The sequence below is a fragment of the Luteimonas sp. TWI382 genome (assembly GCF_039674545.1).
Classification (GTDB): domain Bacteria; phylum Pseudomonadota; class Gammaproteobacteria; order Xanthomonadales; family Xanthomonadaceae; genus Luteimonas.
The window spans coordinates 67,930-84,735 of record NZ_JBDJNS010000008.1; the positions used below are offsets into that span (position 1 = coordinate 67,930).

General features: G+C 68.9%; 15 protein-coding genes. 6 read left to right on the top strand and 9 right to left on the bottom strand.

Going from position 1 to position 16,806, the window contains the following annotated elements; translation table 11 throughout:
- Positions 1–92: 92 nt before the first annotated feature.
- Together ABE505_RS07400 and ABE505_RS07405 are read left to right on the top strand one after the other, a co-directional pair.
- A complete protein-coding gene (locus ABE505_RS07400) occupies positions 93–2,186 on the top strand; it encodes a S9 family peptidase (RefSeq protein ID WP_346443414.1) in 2,094 nt (697 codons plus the stop codon).
- 108 nt (positions 2,187–2,294) lie between these two features.
- Positions 2,295–3,551, top strand: coding sequence for a DUF819 family protein (locus ABE505_RS07405; RefSeq protein WP_346443416.1), 1,257 nt, complete (start codon positions 2,295–2,297; stop codon positions 3,549–3,551).
- A gap of 73 nt (positions 3,552–3,624) precedes the next feature.
- Here the strand turns inward: ABE505_RS07405 and ABE505_RS07410 are convergent, their stop codons facing one another.
- Together ABE505_RS07410 and ABE505_RS07415 are read right to left on the bottom strand one after the other, a co-directional pair.
- Positions 3,625–3,849: a CstA-like transporter-associated (seleno)protein gene (locus tag ABE505_RS07410; RefSeq protein ID WP_346443417.1), complete on the bottom strand. Its 225-nt coding sequence runs from the start codon at positions 3,847–3,849 to the stop codon at positions 3,625–3,627.
- A gap of 28 nt (positions 3,850–3,877) precedes the next feature.
- The gene (locus tag ABE505_RS07415; RefSeq protein WP_346443419.1) at positions 3,878–5,971 is read right to left on the bottom strand and encodes a carbon starvation CstA family protein; all 2,094 of its coding nucleotides are present in this window, start codon (positions 5,969–5,971) and stop codon (positions 3,878–3,880) included.
- 244 nt (positions 5,972–6,215) lie between these two features.
- On the opposite strand from ABE505_RS07415, the gene ABE505_RS07420 reads away from it, so the two are divergent.
- Positions 6,216–6,851 (top strand): exopolysaccharide biosynthesis protein, encoded by a 636-nt coding sequence (locus ABE505_RS07420; RefSeq protein WP_346443421.1) that lies wholly within the window; start codon positions 6,216–6,218, stop codon positions 6,849–6,851.
- A gap of 42 nt (positions 6,852–6,893) precedes the next feature.
- Here the strand turns inward: ABE505_RS07420 and ABE505_RS07425 are convergent, their stop codons facing one another.
- From ABE505_RS07425 to ABE505_RS07440, 4 genes are all read right to left on the bottom strand, one after another.
- On the bottom strand, positions 6,894–7,889 hold the full coding sequence (locus ABE505_RS07425) for a magnesium and cobalt transport protein CorA (protein ID WP_346443423.1): 996 nt from the start codon (positions 7,887–7,889) through the stop codon (positions 6,894–6,896).
- 81 nt (positions 7,890–7,970) lie between these two features.
- On the bottom strand, positions 7,971–10,004 hold the full coding sequence (locus ABE505_RS07430) for a glycoside hydrolase family 97 protein (RefSeq protein WP_346443425.1): 2,034 nt from the start codon (positions 10,002–10,004) through the stop codon (positions 7,971–7,973).
- Between the two features lie 166 nt (positions 10,005–10,170).
- Positions 10,171–11,397 carry a DUF4105 domain-containing protein gene (locus ABE505_RS07435; protein ID WP_346443427.1) on the bottom strand — a complete coding sequence of 409 codons (1,227 nt, stop codon included), beginning with the start codon at positions 11,395–11,397 and terminating at the stop codon, positions 10,171–10,173.
- Positions 11,384–12,250: a transporter associated domain-containing protein gene (locus ABE505_RS07440; protein ID WP_346443429.1), complete on the bottom strand. Its 867-nt coding sequence runs from the start codon at positions 12,248–12,250 to the stop codon at positions 11,384–11,386. The genes ABE505_RS07435 and ABE505_RS07440 overlap by 14 nt, the downstream gene beginning before the upstream one ends.
- A 214-nt stretch (positions 12,251–12,464) precedes the next feature.
- Between ABE505_RS07440 and ABE505_RS07445 the strand changes: the two genes are divergently transcribed.
- Positions 12,465–12,965, top strand: coding sequence for a hypothetical protein (locus tag ABE505_RS07445; protein ID WP_346443431.1), 501 nt, complete (start codon positions 12,465–12,467; stop codon positions 12,963–12,965).
- A gap of 22 nt (positions 12,966–12,987) precedes the next feature.
- Here the strand turns inward: ABE505_RS07445 and ybeY are convergent, their stop codons facing one another.
- The 3 genes from ybeY to ABE505_RS07460 all read right to left on the bottom strand — a co-directional run bounded on the left by ybeY (position 12,988) and on the right by ABE505_RS07460 (position 15,082).
- A complete protein-coding gene (ybeY, locus tag ABE505_RS07450; RefSeq protein WP_346443433.1) occupies positions 12,988–13,473 on the bottom strand; it encodes an rRNA maturation RNase YbeY in 486 nt (161 codons plus the stop codon).
- A gap of 40 nt (positions 13,474–13,513) precedes the next feature.
- Positions 13,514–14,017, bottom strand: coding sequence for a hypothetical protein (locus ABE505_RS07455; RefSeq protein WP_346443435.1), 504 nt, complete (start codon positions 14,015–14,017; stop codon positions 13,514–13,516).
- An 84-nt stretch (positions 14,018–14,101) separates the two neighbouring features.
- Positions 14,102–15,082, bottom strand: coding sequence for a PhoH family protein (locus tag ABE505_RS07460; protein ID WP_346443437.1), 981 nt, complete (start codon positions 15,080–15,082; stop codon positions 14,102–14,104).
- Between the two features lie 100 nt (positions 15,083–15,182).
- On the opposite strand from ABE505_RS07460, the gene ABE505_RS07465 reads away from it, so the two are divergent.
- Both ABE505_RS07465 and ABE505_RS07470 read left to right on the top strand, forming a co-directional pair.
- Entirely contained in the window at positions 15,183–15,842 is a 660-nt protein-coding gene (locus ABE505_RS07465; protein WP_346443438.1) for a TetR/AcrR family transcriptional regulator, read from the top strand.
- Positions 15,839–16,786 (top strand): HlyD family efflux transporter periplasmic adaptor subunit, encoded by a 948-nt coding sequence (locus ABE505_RS07470; RefSeq protein ID WP_346443440.1) that lies wholly within the window; start codon positions 15,839–15,841, stop codon positions 16,784–16,786. The genes ABE505_RS07465 and ABE505_RS07470 overlap by 4 nt, the downstream gene beginning before the upstream one ends.
- Positions 16,787–16,806: the final 20 nt, after the last annotated feature.

Below are 16,806 nucleotides of genomic sequence, written 5' to 3' on the forward strand. Positions count from 1 at the left end.
GCAGCGCCCTGCACATGCGGGGCGCCGTCCGGCGCTTTGCCAGCCCGGCGGCACCGGCCTACCATGCGGACTCTTTGCCCGGAGCCCGCCCCATGTCATTGCGTCCTGCCCTGCTGTCGTTGTGCCTGCTCGCCGTATTGCCGGCTGCCGCCCAGGAGCGCGGGCTCGACGTCCGTGATCTGGTCAAGCTCGACCGTGTGTCCTCGCCGTTGCTGACCGCCGATGGCCGCCAGCTGGTCTTTGCCCAGCGCACGCTGGATTTCGATTCGGGCAAGGCGACCACGGCGCTTTACGCGCGCAACCTGGTGACTCGTGACCTGGCGCCGCCGAAGCGGATCACGCCCGATGGCTGGAACGTCAACTCGCCTGCGTTGTCGGCCGATGGTCAGACGGTCTACTTCCTCAGCAGCAAGCACGGCAGCTCACAGGTCTACGCGATGCCGCTGGGCGGCGGCGCCCCGCGCCAGTTGACCGACGTCGCAGTGGACATCGGCAGCTTCCAGGTGTCGCCCGATGGCCGTCGCGTGGCCTTCAGCGCCGACACCTTCGGTGATTGCGCGGCCGATCTGGCGTGCACCCAGCGCAAGCTCGGCGAGCAGAAGGACGCCAACGCCAGCGGCGTGGTCTACGACCAACTGTTCGTGCGCCACTGGGACACCTGGAAGGACGGCACGATGAGCCGCCTGTTCGTCGCCGATCTGCCGGCCGCAGGTGCGCGCCCGGTCGCCACCGTGCGTGCGCTGGGGCATGCACTGCAAGGCGATATCCCGTCCAAGCCCTTCGGCGGCGCGGAGGATTACACTTGGGCCCCAGACGGCCGCTCGGTCGTGGCCAGCGTCAAGGTCGCGGGTCGTGAGGCGCCGTGGTCGACGAACTTCGATCTCTACCGCATCGACGCTGCCGGCGATGCTGCGCCGGTCAATCTGACCGCATCGAACCCGGCCTGGGATGCCGGCCCGGTGTTCAGCGCCGATGGCCGCACGCTGTTCTACCGCGCGATGAAGCGACCGGGCTTCGAGGCCGACCGCTACGCGCTGATGGCGCTGGATGTCGCCAGCGGCCAGGCGCGCGAGATCGCGCCGCAGTGGGACCGCTCGCCGAGCAGCCTGCAGCCGTCGGCCGATGGCCGCACGCTGTATGTCGCTGCGCAGGACACCGGCGAATACCCGCTGTTCCGCGTCGATGTCGCCACCGGCGAGGTCACCAAGCTCATCGCCGATGGTTCGATCTCCTCGTTCGCGATTGCGGGCGACACCATCGCGCTGAGCCGCAATTCGATCCGCAGTGGCGATACCCTCTACACCGGTTCGCTGCAGTCGCTGGGCGCCGATACGCAACTGCGCCAGATCACCCCGACCGCCGCCGAGCGCCTGCCCGATGTTGCCTTCGGCGACTACGAGCAGTTCTCGTTCAAGGGCGCAGGCAACGAGACCGTCTATGGCTATGTGGTCAAGCCCTGGAACTACCAGGAAGGGCAGACCTATCCGGTCGCGTTCCTGATCCATGGCGGCCCGCAGGGCAGCTTCGGCAACGGCTGGAGCTACCGCTGGAACCCGCAGACCTATGCGGGGCAGGGCTATGCAGTGGTGATGATCGATTTCCACGGCTCCACCGGCTACGGCCAGGCGTTCACCGACGCGATCAGCGGCGACTGGGGCGGCAAGCCGCTCGAGGATCTGCAAAAAGGCTGGGCGGCGGCGCAGCACAAGTACGCCTTCCTCGACGGGGACCGCGCCTGCGCGCTGGGTGCCAGCTATGGCGGCTACATGATCAACTGGATCGCTGGCAACTGGTTCGACCGCAGCGGCAATTCGCCGTGGAAGTGTCTGGTCAACCACGACGGCGTGTTCGACACCCGCTCGATGGGTTACGTGACCGAGGAGCTGTGGTTCACCGAATGGGAGAACCAGGGCACGCCGTTCGACCAGCCCAAGAACTACGAGCGCTTCAACCCGGTCAACCACGTCGCCAACTGGAAGGTGCCGATGCTGGTGGTGCAGGGCGAAAAGGACTATCGCGTGCCGGTGGACCAGGGCCTGTCGACGTTCACCGCGCTGCAGCGCAAGGGCATCGAATCGAAGCTGCTGTACTTCCCCGACGAGAACCACTGGGTGCTCAAGCCGCACAACAGCGTGCTGTGGCACGACACCGTCAACGCCTGGCTCAAGCAGCACATCGGCCAGTAAGCGTCGCGCGCCTCGTCGCAACCGACGGGGGCCTGCATCCGCGCGTCCGGCATATGGCTGGACGCGGGGTGTTCTGATCCGACTCCGTTTTCCTGAAGGCCCGACCGCATGGCGATCGACTCTGCTGCACCCAATACCGCGCTGATCACCAGCGACATCGTCCTGTTCGGCCTGCTCGCCGCGACCCTGGGCTTGATCTTCTGGCTCTCCAGCGGCCCGACGCCGTTCTGGAAGAAGGTCTTCACCTGGGTGCCGGCGCTGCTGCTGTGCTACTTCGTGCCGGCGTTCTACAACACCGTCGGGCTGATCGACGGCGAGAACAACAGTCTGTACAACCCGATCGCCAGTCGCGTGCTGCTGCCCGCGGCGCTGGTGCTGCTGACGTTGTCGATCGACCTCAAAGGCATCCTCAAGCTCGGGCCGAAATTGCTGTTCGTGTTCGTCGCCGGCACCGTCGGCATTGTGCTGGGCGCGATCGTCTCGTTCCAGATCATGGAGTGGGTGCATCCGCCGGCGGTCGCCGGCGATACCTGGAAAGGCATGGCGGCACTAGCGGGCAGTTGGATCGGCGGCGGTGCGAACATGGTCGCGATCCGCGAGGTCTACGGCGTGGACGCGACCCTGTTTGGGCAGTTCGCGGTGGTCGATGTCGCCATGGCCAGCCTGCTGATGGCCACGCTGCTGTTTTTGGCCAACCGTGCCACGCAGATCGACCTGCGCTCGGGCGCCGACACCGCGGCGATTGACGAGATGAAAGCGCGCATCGCCGCCTACGAGGCGGCCAATGCGCGTATCCCCACACTCACCGACCTGATGGTCATCATCGCGGTCGCATTCGGCTTCGTCGGCCTGGCGCACGCGATCGCCGGGCCGCTGTCGGCCTGGTTCGCTCAATTCGAATGGGCGGCGCGTTTCAGTCTCGATTCCTCGTTCGTCTGGGTCGTGTTGATCTCGACCGCCGCCGGCCTGCTGCTGAGCTTCACGCCCGCGCGCAAGCTGGAGAACGCCGGGGCGTCGCGGATCGGCACCGTCTGCCTGTATTTCCTGATCGCCTGTATCGGCATGCAGATGGATTTCATGAAGCTGTTCGACCGGCTGGAGCTGATCGCAATCGGCGCGATCTGGATGACGGTCCACGTGCTGGTGATCTGGGGCGCGGCGCGGCTGGTCAAGGCGCCGATGTTCTACGTCGGCGTGGGTTCGATGGGCAACATCGGCGCCGCCGCCTCGGCGCCGGTCATCGCCGCCGCGTTCCATCCCTCACTGGCCCCGGTCGGTGTGCTGCTGGGCACCGTCGGCTACGCCACCGGCACGGTGATCGCCTACTTCGTCGGCCAGATCCTGCGCGTCATGGCCGGCCAATAACCGGAGTAGTAACCGGGGTCAGAGTGCATTTCGCTCACGAAATTGCACTCTGACCCCGGTTTGCAGGGTGGGGTCAGCAGCAGCGGAAACCGCTGCGCCCGCCGAAGCGGGCTTCCTGGCGTTCGCGAAAGAAGGTCTTGTAGTCCATCGGTTCGCGATCGGGATGCTTCTCGAGCATGTGGCGGACGTAGTTGTCGTAGTCGGGCACGCCGCAGCATAGCCGCGCGGTCTGCACCACTCTTCGCCACACACGTTTGTGTGTGGCGAAGTAGTCGACCGGGACCAGGGTGCCGGCCATCAGCGCATCGCTCCGGCGACGGCCCGCATCACAGCCAGGCCTTCTGCTGGTCGGGCGAGAGCTCGACGTACGGGGTCTCGCGCGCGGTCGGCGTGGCCACGCGGCGGGCACGTACGATCGCGCGGATCGCGAAGAACAGCGTGCTGAACACCACGAACAGGAACAGTGCCGTCAGGCCCGCGTTGACGTAGGCGTTGACGACCACCTGCTGCATCTGGCCGGCGGTCTTGGCCGCGCCCAGCAGTTCGCCGTTGGCCAGCGCCGCCTTGTAGTGGCTGGCCTGGGCGAGGAAGCCGACGGCCGGCTTGGGGTCGAACAGCTTGATCAGGCCCGCCGCGGTGGTGCAGATCAGCAACCACACCGCCGGCACGACCGTCACCCACGCATAGCGGTCCTTCTTCATCTTGAACAACACCACCGTGCACAGCATCAGCGCGATACCGGCCAGCATCTGGTTGGCGATGCCAAACAGCGGCCACAAGGTGTTGATGCCGCCCAGCGGATCGACCACGCCCTGATAGAGGAAGTAGCCCCACAGCGCCACGCAGCCGGCCGTGCCCAGGGCATTGGCGCCCCAGTTGTCGGTCTTGCGCAGCACCGGCACGAAGTTGCCGAGCAGGTCCTGCAGCATGAACCGGCCCGCGCGCGTGCCCGCGTCCACCGCGGTCAGGATGAACAGCGCCTCGAACAGGATCGCAAAGTGGTACCAGAACGCCATCGCCGCCTCGCCGGTGAAGGGCAGGGCGTCGTGCAGGATCACCGCGATGCCCACCGCCAGCGTCGGCGCGCCGCCGGCGCGCGAGATGATGGTGTGCTCGCCGATCTGCTGGGCCTTGAGTTCCAGCGCCTCGGGGGTGATCACAAAGCCCATCTGGCTCACCGCCGCCGCCGCGCTGTGCACGTCGGTGCCGACGATCGCCGCGGGGCTGTTCATCGCAAAGTAGATGCCCGGATCGAGGATCGAGGCCGCGACCAGCGCCATGATCGCCACGAACGATTCCATCAGCATGCCGCCGTAGCCGATGTAACGGGCGTGGGTCTCGTTGGCGAGCAGCTTGGGCGTGGTGCCCGAGGAGATCAGCGCGTGGAAGCCCGACACCGCGCCGCAGGCGATGGTGATGAACAGGAACGGGAACAGGCCGCCCTTCCAGACCGGGCCGTCGCCGGTGGACGCGAACTCGGTCAACGCCGGCATCTTCAGCGAGGTGACCTCGGGGCTGGCGATGACGATGCCGATCGCCAGCGCAACGATCACGCCGATCTTGAGGAACGTCGACAGGTAGTCGCGCGGCGCCAGCAGCAGCCACACCGGCAGCGTCGCGGCGACGAAGCCGTAGCCGATCAGCATCCAGGTGATCTGGGTGCCGGTGAAGGTGAACGCCGGACCCCAGGTCGGGTGGGCGCCGACCTTGCCGCCCAGCCAGATCGCGCCCAGCAGCAGCACGATGCCGACCACCGAGATCTCGCCGATCTTGCCGGGTCGGATGTAGCGCATGTACAGACCCATGAAGATCGCGATGGGCATCGTCGCGATCACCGTGAACATGCCCCAGGGGCTCTCGGCCAGCGCCTTGACGACGATCATCGCCAGCACCGCCAGGATGATGATCATGATCATGAAGGCGCCGAACAGCGCGATGGTGCCGGCCACCTGGCCCATCTCCTCGCGAACCAGGTCGCCGAGCGAGCGGCCGTTGCGGCGGGTGGACACGAACAGGACCATGAAGTCCTGCACCGCGCCGGCCAGCACCACGCCGACGATCAGCCACAGCATGCCGGGCAGGTAGCCCATCTGCGCCGCCAGCACCGGGCCGACCAGCGGACCAGCACCCGCGATCGCAGCGAAGTGGTGCCCGAACAGCACGTGCTTGTTGGTCGGTACGTAATCCAGACCGTCGTTGTTGACGTGCGCGGGCGTTGCGCGGCGCACGTCCAGCCCCATCACGTTCTTGGCGATGTACAGGCTGTAGTAGCGATAGGCGACCAGATAGATCGAGACCGCCGCGACCACAATCCACAACGCGCTGATCTGTTCGCCTTGGCGCAGGGCGACGACGCCCATGCAGGCGGCGCCCAGCAGCGCGACCGCGCCCCAGACGACGTGGTTGACGACACCCTTCATAGCGATTCCCCGGAAAGACCGCGCACAGGGTCGCGCCGGGGGACGGCGCGGTCAATGCGGATCGACGCCGATCGCGGCGCGAAGGCTTACGACTTTCGTCTTAGACGGCGCGCCCGAAGGGTGAATGGGGCCGGGCGAAGCGCCTGCTAGGATGACGCGCCTTCCGAGCCGGATCCCCCCCAGTGCCCCCGATTCTGCCGCTCGCCCCGCGCACGCCCCAGGGGCGCCGACCGGTCGCCCGACGATGAACGCACCGATGGAGGCGTCGCTGCGCGAGCAGTTGCAGTCGCTGATCGCGGGGCTGCCCGACGGCGATGTACAGGTCGGCCCCCTGGTCGACGAACTTGGCGCGCAGGGCATGCTGCTGCTGGTGATCCTGCTGACCCTGGTCTTCCTGATCCCGGTCTCGATTCCGGGCGTCAGCACAGTGTTCGGCGCGGTCATCGTCCTGGTCGGCGCGGCCCGGATGATGGGGCGGCCCTTGTGGCTGCCCGCCGCGGTGCGTCGCCGCTCGGTGCCGGCCGGGCGCATGCGCGGCGCGCTCGACGCCGGATTGCGGTGGGTGCGCCGGCTGGAGCGCATCACCCGGCCCGGCCGTCTGGCCGGCCTGACCCACGGCCGCGGCATCGGGCTGTTCAACGACGCGGCGCTGATCCTGGGCGCGGTGCTGCTGATGGCCCCGTTTGGCTTCATCCCCTTCAGCAACACCGTGCCCGGCGTGGCGCTGATGTGCCTGGCGATCGGCCTGCTGCAGCGCGACGGCATGATGGTGCTGCTGGGCCACCTGGCCAATGTGCTGACGATCGTCTACTTCGCGGTGCTGATCGGCGGCGGCGGGCTGGCGATCCGAGAGGCGCTCACGCGCTTGTGGCCGGCGTAGCGCCGGCCGCGGGCGGCCTTTGGCGCTGCCCAAGCGTCGGCGCTACAGCCAGCCCGCCCGTTTGAACATCCGGTAGAGCAGGCCCATGACCACGGCCGTGCCGCCGATCAACAGCGGGTAGGCGTAGCGCTCGTCGAGCTCGGGCATGTTGTGGAAATTCATGCCGTACCAGCTGGTGATCAGCGTCGGTGCGGCGAGCAGCGCGGCCCAGGCGCCGAGCTTTTTGACGATCTCGCCCTGGGTCAGCGTGACGAGCGCCTGATTCACCGCCAGCGCAGTGCCCAGCATGTCGCGCAAGGCGTCGACGGTTTCGTTGATGCGGGCGGAGTGGTCGAGCACGTCGCGGATGTAGGGCTTCATGTCGGCGGGGACCAGCGGCCCGGTGTTGCGCATCAGTTGCGAGAGCACGTCCTGCAGCGGCGTGGCCGCGACCCGCATCCAGGTCAGCTCGCGCTTGAGCTCGTAGAGGCGGATCAGGATGCGGCGATGGAACTGCGCGCTGACGATGTGGCGCTCGAGCGCGTCGAGCGTGGTGCGGAACTCCTCGACCACCGGCAAGTAGTTGTCGACGATCGCATCGAGCACCGCGTACAGCGCCGACGACGGCCCCATCGCCAGCAGCACCGGTTCGCGCTCCAGGCGACGGCGGGCTGGCGCATACGACAACGAGGCGCCATGGCGCACGGTCACCAGGTAGCGGGCGCCGAGGAACAGGTGGGTCTCGCCGTAGGCGATGCGCTCGTCGACCGCCTGCGCGGTGTTGGCGACGATGAACAGCGAATCGCCGTAGGCCTCGATCTTCGGGCGCTGGTGCGCCTTGCCGGCATCCTCGATCGCTAGGTCGTGCAGGTCGAACTCGGCCTGCAACTGCGCCAGCACGCTCTGGTCGGGTTCGTAGAGACCAATCCAGGCAAAGCACGACGGGTCGTCAACCAGCGCCTCCCCGACATCGGCCAACGCGACGTCGCGCTTGCCGCCGGGGCCGTAGACCGCGCAGTTCACCACGCTCGGCGGATTGGTCGCAGGAGAATTGCTCATCGACGCATCCTCCGCGAAACCGGGGTCAGAGTGCAATTTCCCGCCGCGTGGCGAGACATTGCACTCTGACCCCGGTTTTGTTTAGAGGGCGACGAGGCGGACGGCCAGGCCGCCGGCAGGGGCCAGTCGGACCGACAGGGTGTCGCCGGCATCGACACTGCGCGTTTCGATCACCAGGTCGTGGGGGTCGTCGCGCCAGCCGGCGTTGTCGCCGTCGCGGTAGATCTGCGCGGTGTAGCGTCGGCCGGCGGCCAGGAAGTCCAGCGGGACTTCGATGGTGCGCGCGGCGTCGTCGGTGACCGCACCCAGGTACCAGTCGTCGCCATCGCGGGCGCGACGCGCGATCACCGCATACTCGCCGACCTCGCCGGCGACCGCGCGGGTGTCCTCCCAGTCGACCGGCACGTCGCGGATGAACTGGAAGGCCTCGGGACGCGCCTCGTAATGCTCGAGCAGGTCGGCGGCCATCTGCAGCGGGCTGTAGATCACCACGTACAGCGCCAGTTGCTTGGCCAGCGTGCTGGCCATCGGCTCGCCGGACTTGGTGTCCATGCCGAACACGCCGGGCGTGAAGTCCATCGGCCCGGCCAGCAGTCGCGTAAACACCAGCGTGGCCTCGTGTTCGGGCGGGTTGCCGGGATTGCCCCAGGCGTTGAACTCCATCCCGCGCGCGCCCTCGCGCGTGATCAGGTTGGGATACGTGCGGCGCAGTCCGGTGTCCTTGACCGGCTCGTGGGGATTGACCGCGATATGGCGCTTGGCGGCAGCATCGACCACCCGCTGGTGGTGGCGCACCATCGCCTGGCCCTCGTGCCATGCGTAGCGGAGCCGGCCCTGGGCATCGCGCACCTTGGCCTGTCCTGCGTCGGCGACATAGCCGGTCTTGACCGCGTGCACGCCCAGGCGCGCGTACAGGTCGAACGCGTCGTCGAGCTGCTGTTCGTAATGCGCGGCATTGCCCGAGGTCTCGTGATGGCCGATCAGCATCACGCCCTTTTCGCGCGCATAGCGGGTGACTTCTTCGAGGTCGAAGTCGGGGTAGGCGCGGGTGAAGCTGAAGGTCTCGCCGTTGCCGAACCACTCGCCATCCCAACCGACGTTCCAGCCTTCGACCAGCACGCCGCCCAGGCCGTTGGCGGCGGCGAAGTCGATGTGGCGCTTGGCGTGGGCGGTGGTCGCGCCGTGCTTGGGGCCCGAGGCCCAGGTCTTGCGGTCGAGGTGCATCTCCCACCAGATGCCGACGTACTTCATCGGCTGGATCCAGGAGACGTCGCCGAGTGCGTTGGGCGCGTTGAGGTTGAGGATCAGTCCCGACTCGACCAGGCCACCGGCGCGATCGGCGATCTGGATGGTGCGCCACGGCGTTGCGAACGGCGCGGCGACTTCGACCTTGGCCTCGCCGATGCCCGGCGTCAGTGCAGCTTTGAGCTTGCGGCCGTCGACGCGGGTCAGGTTCATGCCCGAGTAGTCGACCAGCGCCGCCTCGTGGATCGACAGATGCAGGCCGGCATCGGTGCGCAGCGTGATCGGCGTCTGCGCGTCGCCGACCTGCTCGATCGGGGTGCGGTGGTAGAGGTACTCCTCGCGGTTCCACTCGAAGGCCGGGATCCACCAGGCCGTCGCCGCATCGGCGACGACGAATTCGGTCAGCTCTTCGCTGATCGCCAGGCGGCGCAGCCCTGGCTGGTCGGGAAAGTCGTAGCGGAAACCGACGCCATCGTCGAACACGCGGAACACCACGTCGAAACGGCGCTTGGCGCCGCTGGTCTCGGCGAAGGTGACGCGCAGTTCGTTGTGGTGGTCGCGCATGTGCCGGCGCTCGCCCCACGGCAACTCCCAGGCCTCGTCATGGCTGCGCGTGCGCTGGTCGACGATGGCGAGATTGCGTTCGAACTTCGGCGCATCGGCGAACAGCATGCCCAGGCGCGAATCAGCGATCACCGGCCGACCGACCCGACTGATGCGGTAGCTGGCGCGGCCTTCGTTGTCGGTCGTGACCTCGACGGCGATCGTCGCGTCGGGCGAGGTGACGCGGGCGGCCGATCCGGACGAAGGATTCGCAAACGCCGACAGCGGCAGCAGCAGGGCGAGACAGAGCGTGAACCGGTTCGACATGTGCAGCGCCCTCCCAAGCGCATTCGCGTGCGGTCGTCCCGATTCTGTCACGCAGGTCCCAGGCGCCGTGGCTGCATACGTATGCGGCGCAGCGGGCGCGGCGTCCGGGATGCGGTAGCGAACAGGGCTGCGAGCCGCAGCCGTCCGGTCGCGGGTGCGGGCGGGCCTAGGGGAGGGCGGGCGGCTGCTTGGCGCGCAGCGCCGCAAGCAGGGCGACATGCACCGGCAGCACCAGCGACAGCCAGGCCGCGTTGCGCTGCGGCAGCACCGGTAGCCAGTGCAGGAACAAGGCGACGATGCCGAGCGCGGCGACCGTCGGCAGCACCACCGCGAACAGACGCCCAGGCGCGCGGCCGCGCGCGAGCCGCCAGCCGCCCGGCAGCAACAGCAGGCACAGCGGGTTGAACAGCAGCAGGTTGTGGTTGCGCCAGCCGAACACGTGCTCGGTGCCGAGCCACAGGAACAGCATCACCGCGCCCAGCAACGCGCAGAGCATCCAGAACCCGAGCGCGCTTGCGGCCAGCGCGCGCGGTGCGCGCCGCCCCAGCCCGAAGGCAGCGGCGCCCAGCAGCAGGCCCGCCAGCAGCCACGGCCACCATTGGCGCGCGCGCTCGGGCGGTTCGGCTGGCTGGCGGTGCGGCAGCACCTCGACTTCCTCGGCGACCAGCGGCCGGCCGTCGGCATGGCGGATGCCGCGCAGCGCTTCGGCCAGCCGCATCGGCACGAACATGTCCTGCCACAACGCGTTCGGCCGGTCGGCGGCCGGGCCCAGGCCGATATCGAAGCCCAGCCACATCCATGGTGCCGGCGAGGCCAGTCGGACCGCATCGCCGCGGAAGGTGTTGCCCCGCGAACGCCCCTGCAGTTGCCGGTGCAGCAATCCGCCCAAGGCGTCGTCGAGCGCGTCGCGCACGCGCGTCGAGCAGTTGTCGGTGAAGTAGTCGTAGCGGTAATGCGCGTTCTCGGGACGCGCATTCCAGGCCAGAGCTGTCGCCAGATGCCGGGCCTGGGCCGGATCGAGGTCCAGCCACTGGATCGACACCCCGCGCCCGACATCTCGGTAGTAGGCCAGGTCGTCGGCCAGCGGCAGCGCGGCGAGCTGATAGCGCATGTCGCCACGCACGAAGCGCGCGACGAAGTCGGGCTCCGACGGGTCGAAGAAACCGAAGTTGTAGGACACCGGGCCGGGGGCGGCCGGGTCGTCGATCACGATCGCGTTGTGGCCGAAGCGTTCGAAGAACACTTCGCCCGGTTGCATCGTCGCCACACCGACCCGCGGGGCGTCGCTCCCGACCTGGGCCAATGCCGGCCAGGCGATCAGCGCGAGCAGCAGCGCGAACGCCCGTCGCCACGCGCGTGCGACGGACGTGTGCGGCGCCTCAGTCCTGGGCATGCACGCTGACGTGCAGCGCATGCAGCCGGCGCGAGTCGGCATCGGTGACGCGGAAGGCGAACCGGCCCAGCGCCAGTTCCTCGCCGACCTCGGGCAGGTGGCCGATCGCGCCGATGATCACCCCGCCGATGGTGTCGTACTCGTCGTCGTCGAAGTCGGCGCCGAAGCGCTCGTTGAAGTCGGCGATCGGGGTCAGTGCGCTGACCGCGAACTGGCCATCGGCCTGGGCGGCGATCAGCGCATTCGGGTCCTCGGCGTCGTCGTGTTCGTCGTCGATCTCGCCGACGATCTCTTCGAGCACGTCCTCGATCGTCACCAGCCCGGCGACACCGCCGTACTCGTCGATGACGATCGCCATGTGATTGCGCGAGAGCCGGAACTCGCGCAGCAGCACATTGAGTTTCTTGGACTCGGGGATCAGCACCGCCGGGCGCAGCAGCTCGTGGATCGAACCGGGGCCGTTGTCGGCGACCACGCCGCGCAGCAGGTCCTTGGCGAGCAGGATGCCGAGCACCTCGTCCTTGTCGTCACCGTGCACCGGAAAGCGCGAATGGCCCGATTCGACCACCTGCTTCATCAGGTCCAGAAACTTGGCGTCGGCCGGCAGCGCGACCATCTGCGCACGCGGCACCATGACATCGCCGACCGTCTTGCTGGAGATGCTCAGCGCGCCTTCGAACATGCGCAGCGTGTCGGCGTCGATCAGGCCGTCGGCATGCGTGTCCCGCAGCAACTCCACCAGGTCCTCGCGGTTGGTGGGCTCGCCGGAGATCGCCGAACTGATCCGGTCCAGCCAGCTGCGGCGTTTTTCGTGAGGCTCGGTGGCGGTTTGACTACTGTCGTCTTCTGACATTGCGTTGGTATGGGCGCCCCAGGGGGGAGGGGCGATGGTGGGGCGTGCGGCGAAAGTCTAGCGCGTCCGCCGCCGCCGATGTCCAGGCGGCCGTCACGGCCGGAACTCCGGCGCCGGGTGCGGCGATGTCCGACGCCGCGCCGCGACGATGCCCGATCGCGGCGGTACGCGGCTGGCTGCGATGCTGGCCACACATCCATTCAGGAGCACCGACATGCCTGCTGCAATCCGTCCCGCCCGCCTGGCCGCCCTTGCGCTGGCCGCCGTGCTCGTCCTGCCTGGCTTGGCCAGCGCCCAGGCGCGCCTGGACGGGCCGTATATCGACGCCGCGACCTACGCCCGCGGCGACGACGCGCTGGTCGAAGCCTGGTACGCGATGACCTACCAATTGCCGCGGCAGTTCGACCAGGTCTGCGGCGACACCTTCTGCGAGGGCGAATACACCAACATTCAGCCACTGCGCTTCGAATGCTCGGTGCGCCGGGACGACGGGCGGATCGGCATGTGCGTGTGGAGCTTCGCGGCCAGCGACGAGTTTCTGGTGGCGCGCACGGGCCGGATCGTCGTGCAGCCGAAGGCCTGGCACTGCCACACCCCGCTGGCGGCCGGCGCCACGCTGCCGGCGATGCTCGACGCGGTGGCCGCTGGGGACGCGCTGCACGCCGTGCTCCCGGGCGGGCACTCGATCTTCGACGGGCTGGTCGACTGCCTCTGAGCGCCGCGCACGGGCCGGCTGCTCAGCCGGGCAGCCGGTAGGGGTCGTCGATGCCGAGCGAGGCGAGGACCTCGCGCTCGAGCTGTTCCATCGCCTCGGCGTCCTTGTCGTTCTCGTGGTCCCAGCCCAGCAGATGCAGCACGCCGTGCACGGTCAGGTGGGCGTAGTGGTCGTTGGGGCGCTTGCGCTGTTCGTCGGCCTCGCGCGCCACCACCGGCGCGCAGATCACCAGATCGCCCAGCAGCGGCAAACGCACGCCTTCGGGCAACCCCTCGGGAAGCTCGGCCGGGAAACTCAGCACGTTGGTCGCGTAGTCCTTGCCGCGGTAGTGGCGGTTGAGCGCACGGCCCTCGTCCTCGTCGACCACGCGGATCGCCAGGTCCGCGTCGCGGATCCGGCCATCGAGCGCGGCACTTGCCCAGCGTCGGAAGCTGGCGGCCGAGGGAATGCCCTTGCGCGGCAGCGCATAGCCGACGGCGATGTCGAGATGGGGCGCGGCCTTGGTCATGGCAGGTCTCGTGCAGGCAGGAAAATCGAGGGGCGGGCGGTCAGGCGATCCATTCGACCAGCATCAGGAACGGGCGTTCGCCCTCGTCCAGCCGATAGAGCACGGCCCCCATGGGACCCCGTTCCGGACAGTAATCGGTGCGCGTGACCAAGACCGCATCGCGCAGGCTAGCCTCGCCGGAACGCCACACCGCGGCGTCGCCGCTCTCGAGCATCGCACTGATCAAGTAGCGCGCATCGCCCGGTACGTCGTCCAGCGCCACGCGCAGGCAGCCGTAGCGGTCGTATCCTGGCAGCCGGGACGAGGCCAGAAGCTCGGCCGCGCGATTGCCTCGGATCAGTGCGAGGCGTTCGGACTCGTCGCGCCACAGCGGGGCCTCGAGGTCGGCCACGCGATCGCTTTCGTCCTGCGGGGGCTGCGGTCGCGCCGCGACCGCATGTTCGAGCGTCGCCAGCGGTAGGCTCACCCGGGCCGTCTCGATTTCGATCGACAGGCAAGGGGGGGTGATGCGGCTGGCCGTGGCGACCCGCCTTTCGGGGTGCATGTCGGTGTCGTGCGGTTGCGCTGCGCCGGCCAAGGGCAGCGCACATGCCAAGACGAGTGCGCAGGCGCGCCGCAGGGGCATGGCTCAGGCCGGTCCGGTGGCCGCGTCACTGGCATCGCGACGCTCATAGGCGCCGACGATGCGCGCAACCAGCGGGTGGCGCACGACGTCGCGCGCCTCGAAGAACGTGAAGCTCACCCCCTCGACCTCGCGCAGCACGTCCAGCGCGTCGCGCAAGCCGGACTTCACGTGCTTGGGCAGATCGATCTGGGTCAGATCGCCGGTGACCACGGCCGTCGAGCCGAAGCCCAGGCGGGTCAGGAACATCTTCATCTGCTCGATCGTGGTGTTCTGCGCCTCGTCGAGGATCACGAACGCATCGTTGAGCGTGCGCCCGCGCATGTAGGCCAGCGGCGCGATCTCGATGACGTTGCGTTCCAGCAGCTTGGCGACCTTCTCCACGCCGAGCATCTCGTACAGCGCGTCGTAGAGCGGGCGCAGGTACGGATCGACCTTCTGGCTCAGGTCGCCGGGCAGAAAGCCCAGCTTCTCGCCGGCCTCGACCGCCGGGCGCACCAGCACCAGCCGCTGGACCTTGGATTCGTTGAGCGCCTCGACCGCCATCGCCACCGCGAGGAAGGTCTTGCCGGTGCCTGCCGGGCCGATCCCGAAATTGATGTCGTGGGTGGCGATGCGGTGCAGGTAGCGAGCCTGGTTGGCGCCGCGCCCGCGGACCGTGCCGCGCTTGACCCGGACGGCCACCTCCTGCGGCACGACGTCCTCGTCGCGCGCCACGTTGGCGTCCGACAGCCGCATCGCCACGGCCTGGCTGTCGAGCGTCTCGGTCTTGGTCTCGTCATAGAGCGCGCGCACAAAGGCTTCGGCGCGTGCGACCACATCGCGGTCGCGGCCGGTGATCCGGAACACGTGGCCGCGGTTGGCGATCTCCACGCCCAGGCGCAATTCGATCTGGCGCAAGTGGCCGTCGAACGGGCCGGCGAGGTTGGCGAGGCGCTCGGTGTCGTCCGGTTCGAGGACGAAGTCGGTCTGGGGGCTGGTCTGCATAGGGCGCGCAGGGTAGCGCATCGCCATGCCGGGTGCCGTCGCAGCGCGGGATTCAGCGCGCATTCGAGCATTAATTGATTAGTCAATTAATATCGCCGGCATGGCCAGATCCCGCTCCTCCGATCCCGCCCGGACGCCAGGGCGTCCGCCCGCCGGCGACACCGACCGGCGCGGCAGCGCGCTCGACGCCGCGCTCGCCTGCTACGTGCGCCGCGGCATCGCGGCGACTTCGCTGCGCGACATCGCCACCGAGGCGGGGGTGACGCCGGCGCTGCTGCATTACTACTTTCGCGATGCCACCGGCCTGCGCGATGCGGTGATCGCCGAACGGCTGATGCCGGTGTTCGACGAAGTCCGCGGCACCCTGCTGGGCATGGCGGACGCGTCGTTGCGCACGGTGCTGGTCGCGTTCGTCGAGCTGCTGTGCGCGCTGGTCGCGCGGCACCCGTGGATGCCGGCGCTGTGGATCCGCGAAGTGGTCAGCGAGGGCGGCGACCTGCGCGATCTGCTGGTCACTCGGCTGGCACCGGAGATCAGCGCGTTCATGGCCGCGCGCTTCGCCCAGGAGCAGCAGGCCGGCCGGCTCAATCCAGCGCTCGATCCGCGGCTGCTGATGGTCTCGCTGGTCGGGCTGACGCTGTTTCCCGCTGCCGGCACGCCGATCTGGCGGCAATTGTTCGCCAGCGACGAGCTGGGGATCGACGACATCCGACGGCACGCGCTCGCCTTGCTCGATCGCGGCCTGGAGCTGCCCGCATGACCCGTCTCGCCCCGATCCCGATTCTCATCCTCGCGGTCCTGCTGGTCGCCGGCTGCCGCCGGGAGCCGCCGCATGCGCTCGGCACTCTGGAGTACGACCGCATCACGCTGCCGGCCCCGGCCGCCGAGCGCATCGCCGAGATCGCGGTACGCGAGGGCCAGCGCGTGGAGGCCGGCGAGCGCATCCTGACGCTGGAGCGGACCCGTGGCGATGCCCAGCTCGCGGCTGCCCAGGCCGAGGTCGCACGCCAGCGCGAGGCGCTGGACGAACTGCGCAACGGCGCCCGTCGCGAGGACATCGACCAGGCGCGGGCCAATCTCGCCGCTGCCCAGGCGCAGGCGCGCGACGCGCGCGCCTACTACGAACGGTTGCAGCCGCTGGGCGGCCGGCAACTGGTCTCGGCCGCCGATGTGGATCGCGCGCGCGCGGCGGCCGGTAACGCCCAGGCGCAGGTCGCCGGCGCCCAGGCCGCGTTGGCCGAGCTGCAGAACGGCGCCCGCCCCGAGCAGATCGCGCAGGCCCAGGCCGCGCTCGAGGCCGCGCAGGCCCAGGCACGGACGCAGTCGGTCAGCACCGGGCGGTTGGATGTCGTCGCGCCACGCGCGGCGCGGGTGGACAGCCTGCCGTACCGGCTCGGCGACGAGGCCCCGGTCGGCGCACCGCTGGCGGTGCTGCTGGTCGGTGCGCAGCCCTATGCGCGGGTCTACGTGCCCGAGCCGCTGCGGCCCGGTGTGCAAGTCGGCGATCGCGCCACCGTGCGCGTCGGTGCGGCAGGGGAGCGCGTCTACGCCGGGCGCGTGCGCATGGTGCGCAGCGAGCCGACGTTCACGCCTTACTACGCGCTCAGCGGCAAGGACGCCGCACGCCTGAGCTATCTGGCCGAGGTCGAGCTCGAAGACGCCGACGACCTCCCGGCGGGCCTGCCGCTGTGGGTGGAGTTCTGACGATGGGCGATGGACCTTCG

Bases quoted from the DNA above. Each gene is read 5' to 3' on its own strand.
- ABE505_RS07400 (WP_346443414.1), top strand. From the start codon at position 93: ATGTCATTGCGTCCTGCCCTGCTGTCGTTGTGCCTGCTCGCCGTATTG.
- ABE505_RS07405 (WP_346443416.1), top strand. From the start codon at position 2,295: ATGGCGATCGACTCTGCTGCACCCAATACCGCGCTGATCACCAGCGAC.
- ABE505_RS07410 (WP_346443417.1), bottom strand. From the start codon at position 3,849: ATGGCCGGCACCCTGGTCCCGGTCGACTACTTCGCCACACACAAACGT.
- ABE505_RS07415 (WP_346443419.1), bottom strand. From the start codon at position 5,971: ATGAAGGGTGTCGTCAACCACGTCGTCTGGGGCGCGGTCGCGCTGCTG.
- ABE505_RS07420 (WP_346443421.1), top strand. From the start codon at position 6,216: ATGAACGCACCGATGGAGGCGTCGCTGCGCGAGCAGTTGCAGTCGCTG.
- ABE505_RS07425 (WP_346443423.1), bottom strand. From the start codon at position 7,889: ATGAGCAATTCTCCTGCGACCAATCCGCCGAGCGTGGTGAACTGCGCG.
- ABE505_RS07430 (WP_346443425.1), bottom strand. From the start codon at position 10,004: ATGTCGAACCGGTTCACGCTCTGTCTCGCCCTGCTGCTGCCGCTGTCG.
- ABE505_RS07435 (WP_346443427.1), bottom strand. From the start codon at position 11,397: ATGCCCAGGACTGAGGCGCCGCACACGTCCGTCGCACGCGCGTGGCGA.
- ABE505_RS07440 (WP_346443429.1), bottom strand. From the start codon at position 12,250: ATGTCAGAAGACGACAGTAGTCAAACCGCCACCGAGCCTCACGAAAAA.
- ABE505_RS07445 (WP_346443431.1), top strand. From the start codon at position 12,465: ATGCCTGCTGCAATCCGTCCCGCCCGCCTGGCCGCCCTTGCGCTGGCC.
- ybeY (WP_346443433.1), bottom strand. From the start codon at position 13,473: ATGACCAAGGCCGCGCCCCATCTCGACATCGCCGTCGGCTATGCGCTG.
- ABE505_RS07455 (WP_346443435.1), bottom strand. From the start codon at position 14,017: ATGCACCCCGAAAGGCGGGTCGCCACGGCCAGCCGCATCACCCCCCCT.
- ABE505_RS07460 (WP_346443437.1), bottom strand. From the start codon at position 15,082: ATGCAGACCAGCCCCCAGACCGACTTCGTCCTCGAACCGGACGACACC.
- ABE505_RS07465 (WP_346443438.1), top strand. From the start codon at position 15,183: ATGGCCAGATCCCGCTCCTCCGATCCCGCCCGGACGCCAGGGCGTCCG.
- ABE505_RS07470 (WP_346443440.1), top strand. From the start codon at position 15,839: ATGACCCGTCTCGCCCCGATCCCGATTCTCATCCTCGCGGTCCTGCTG.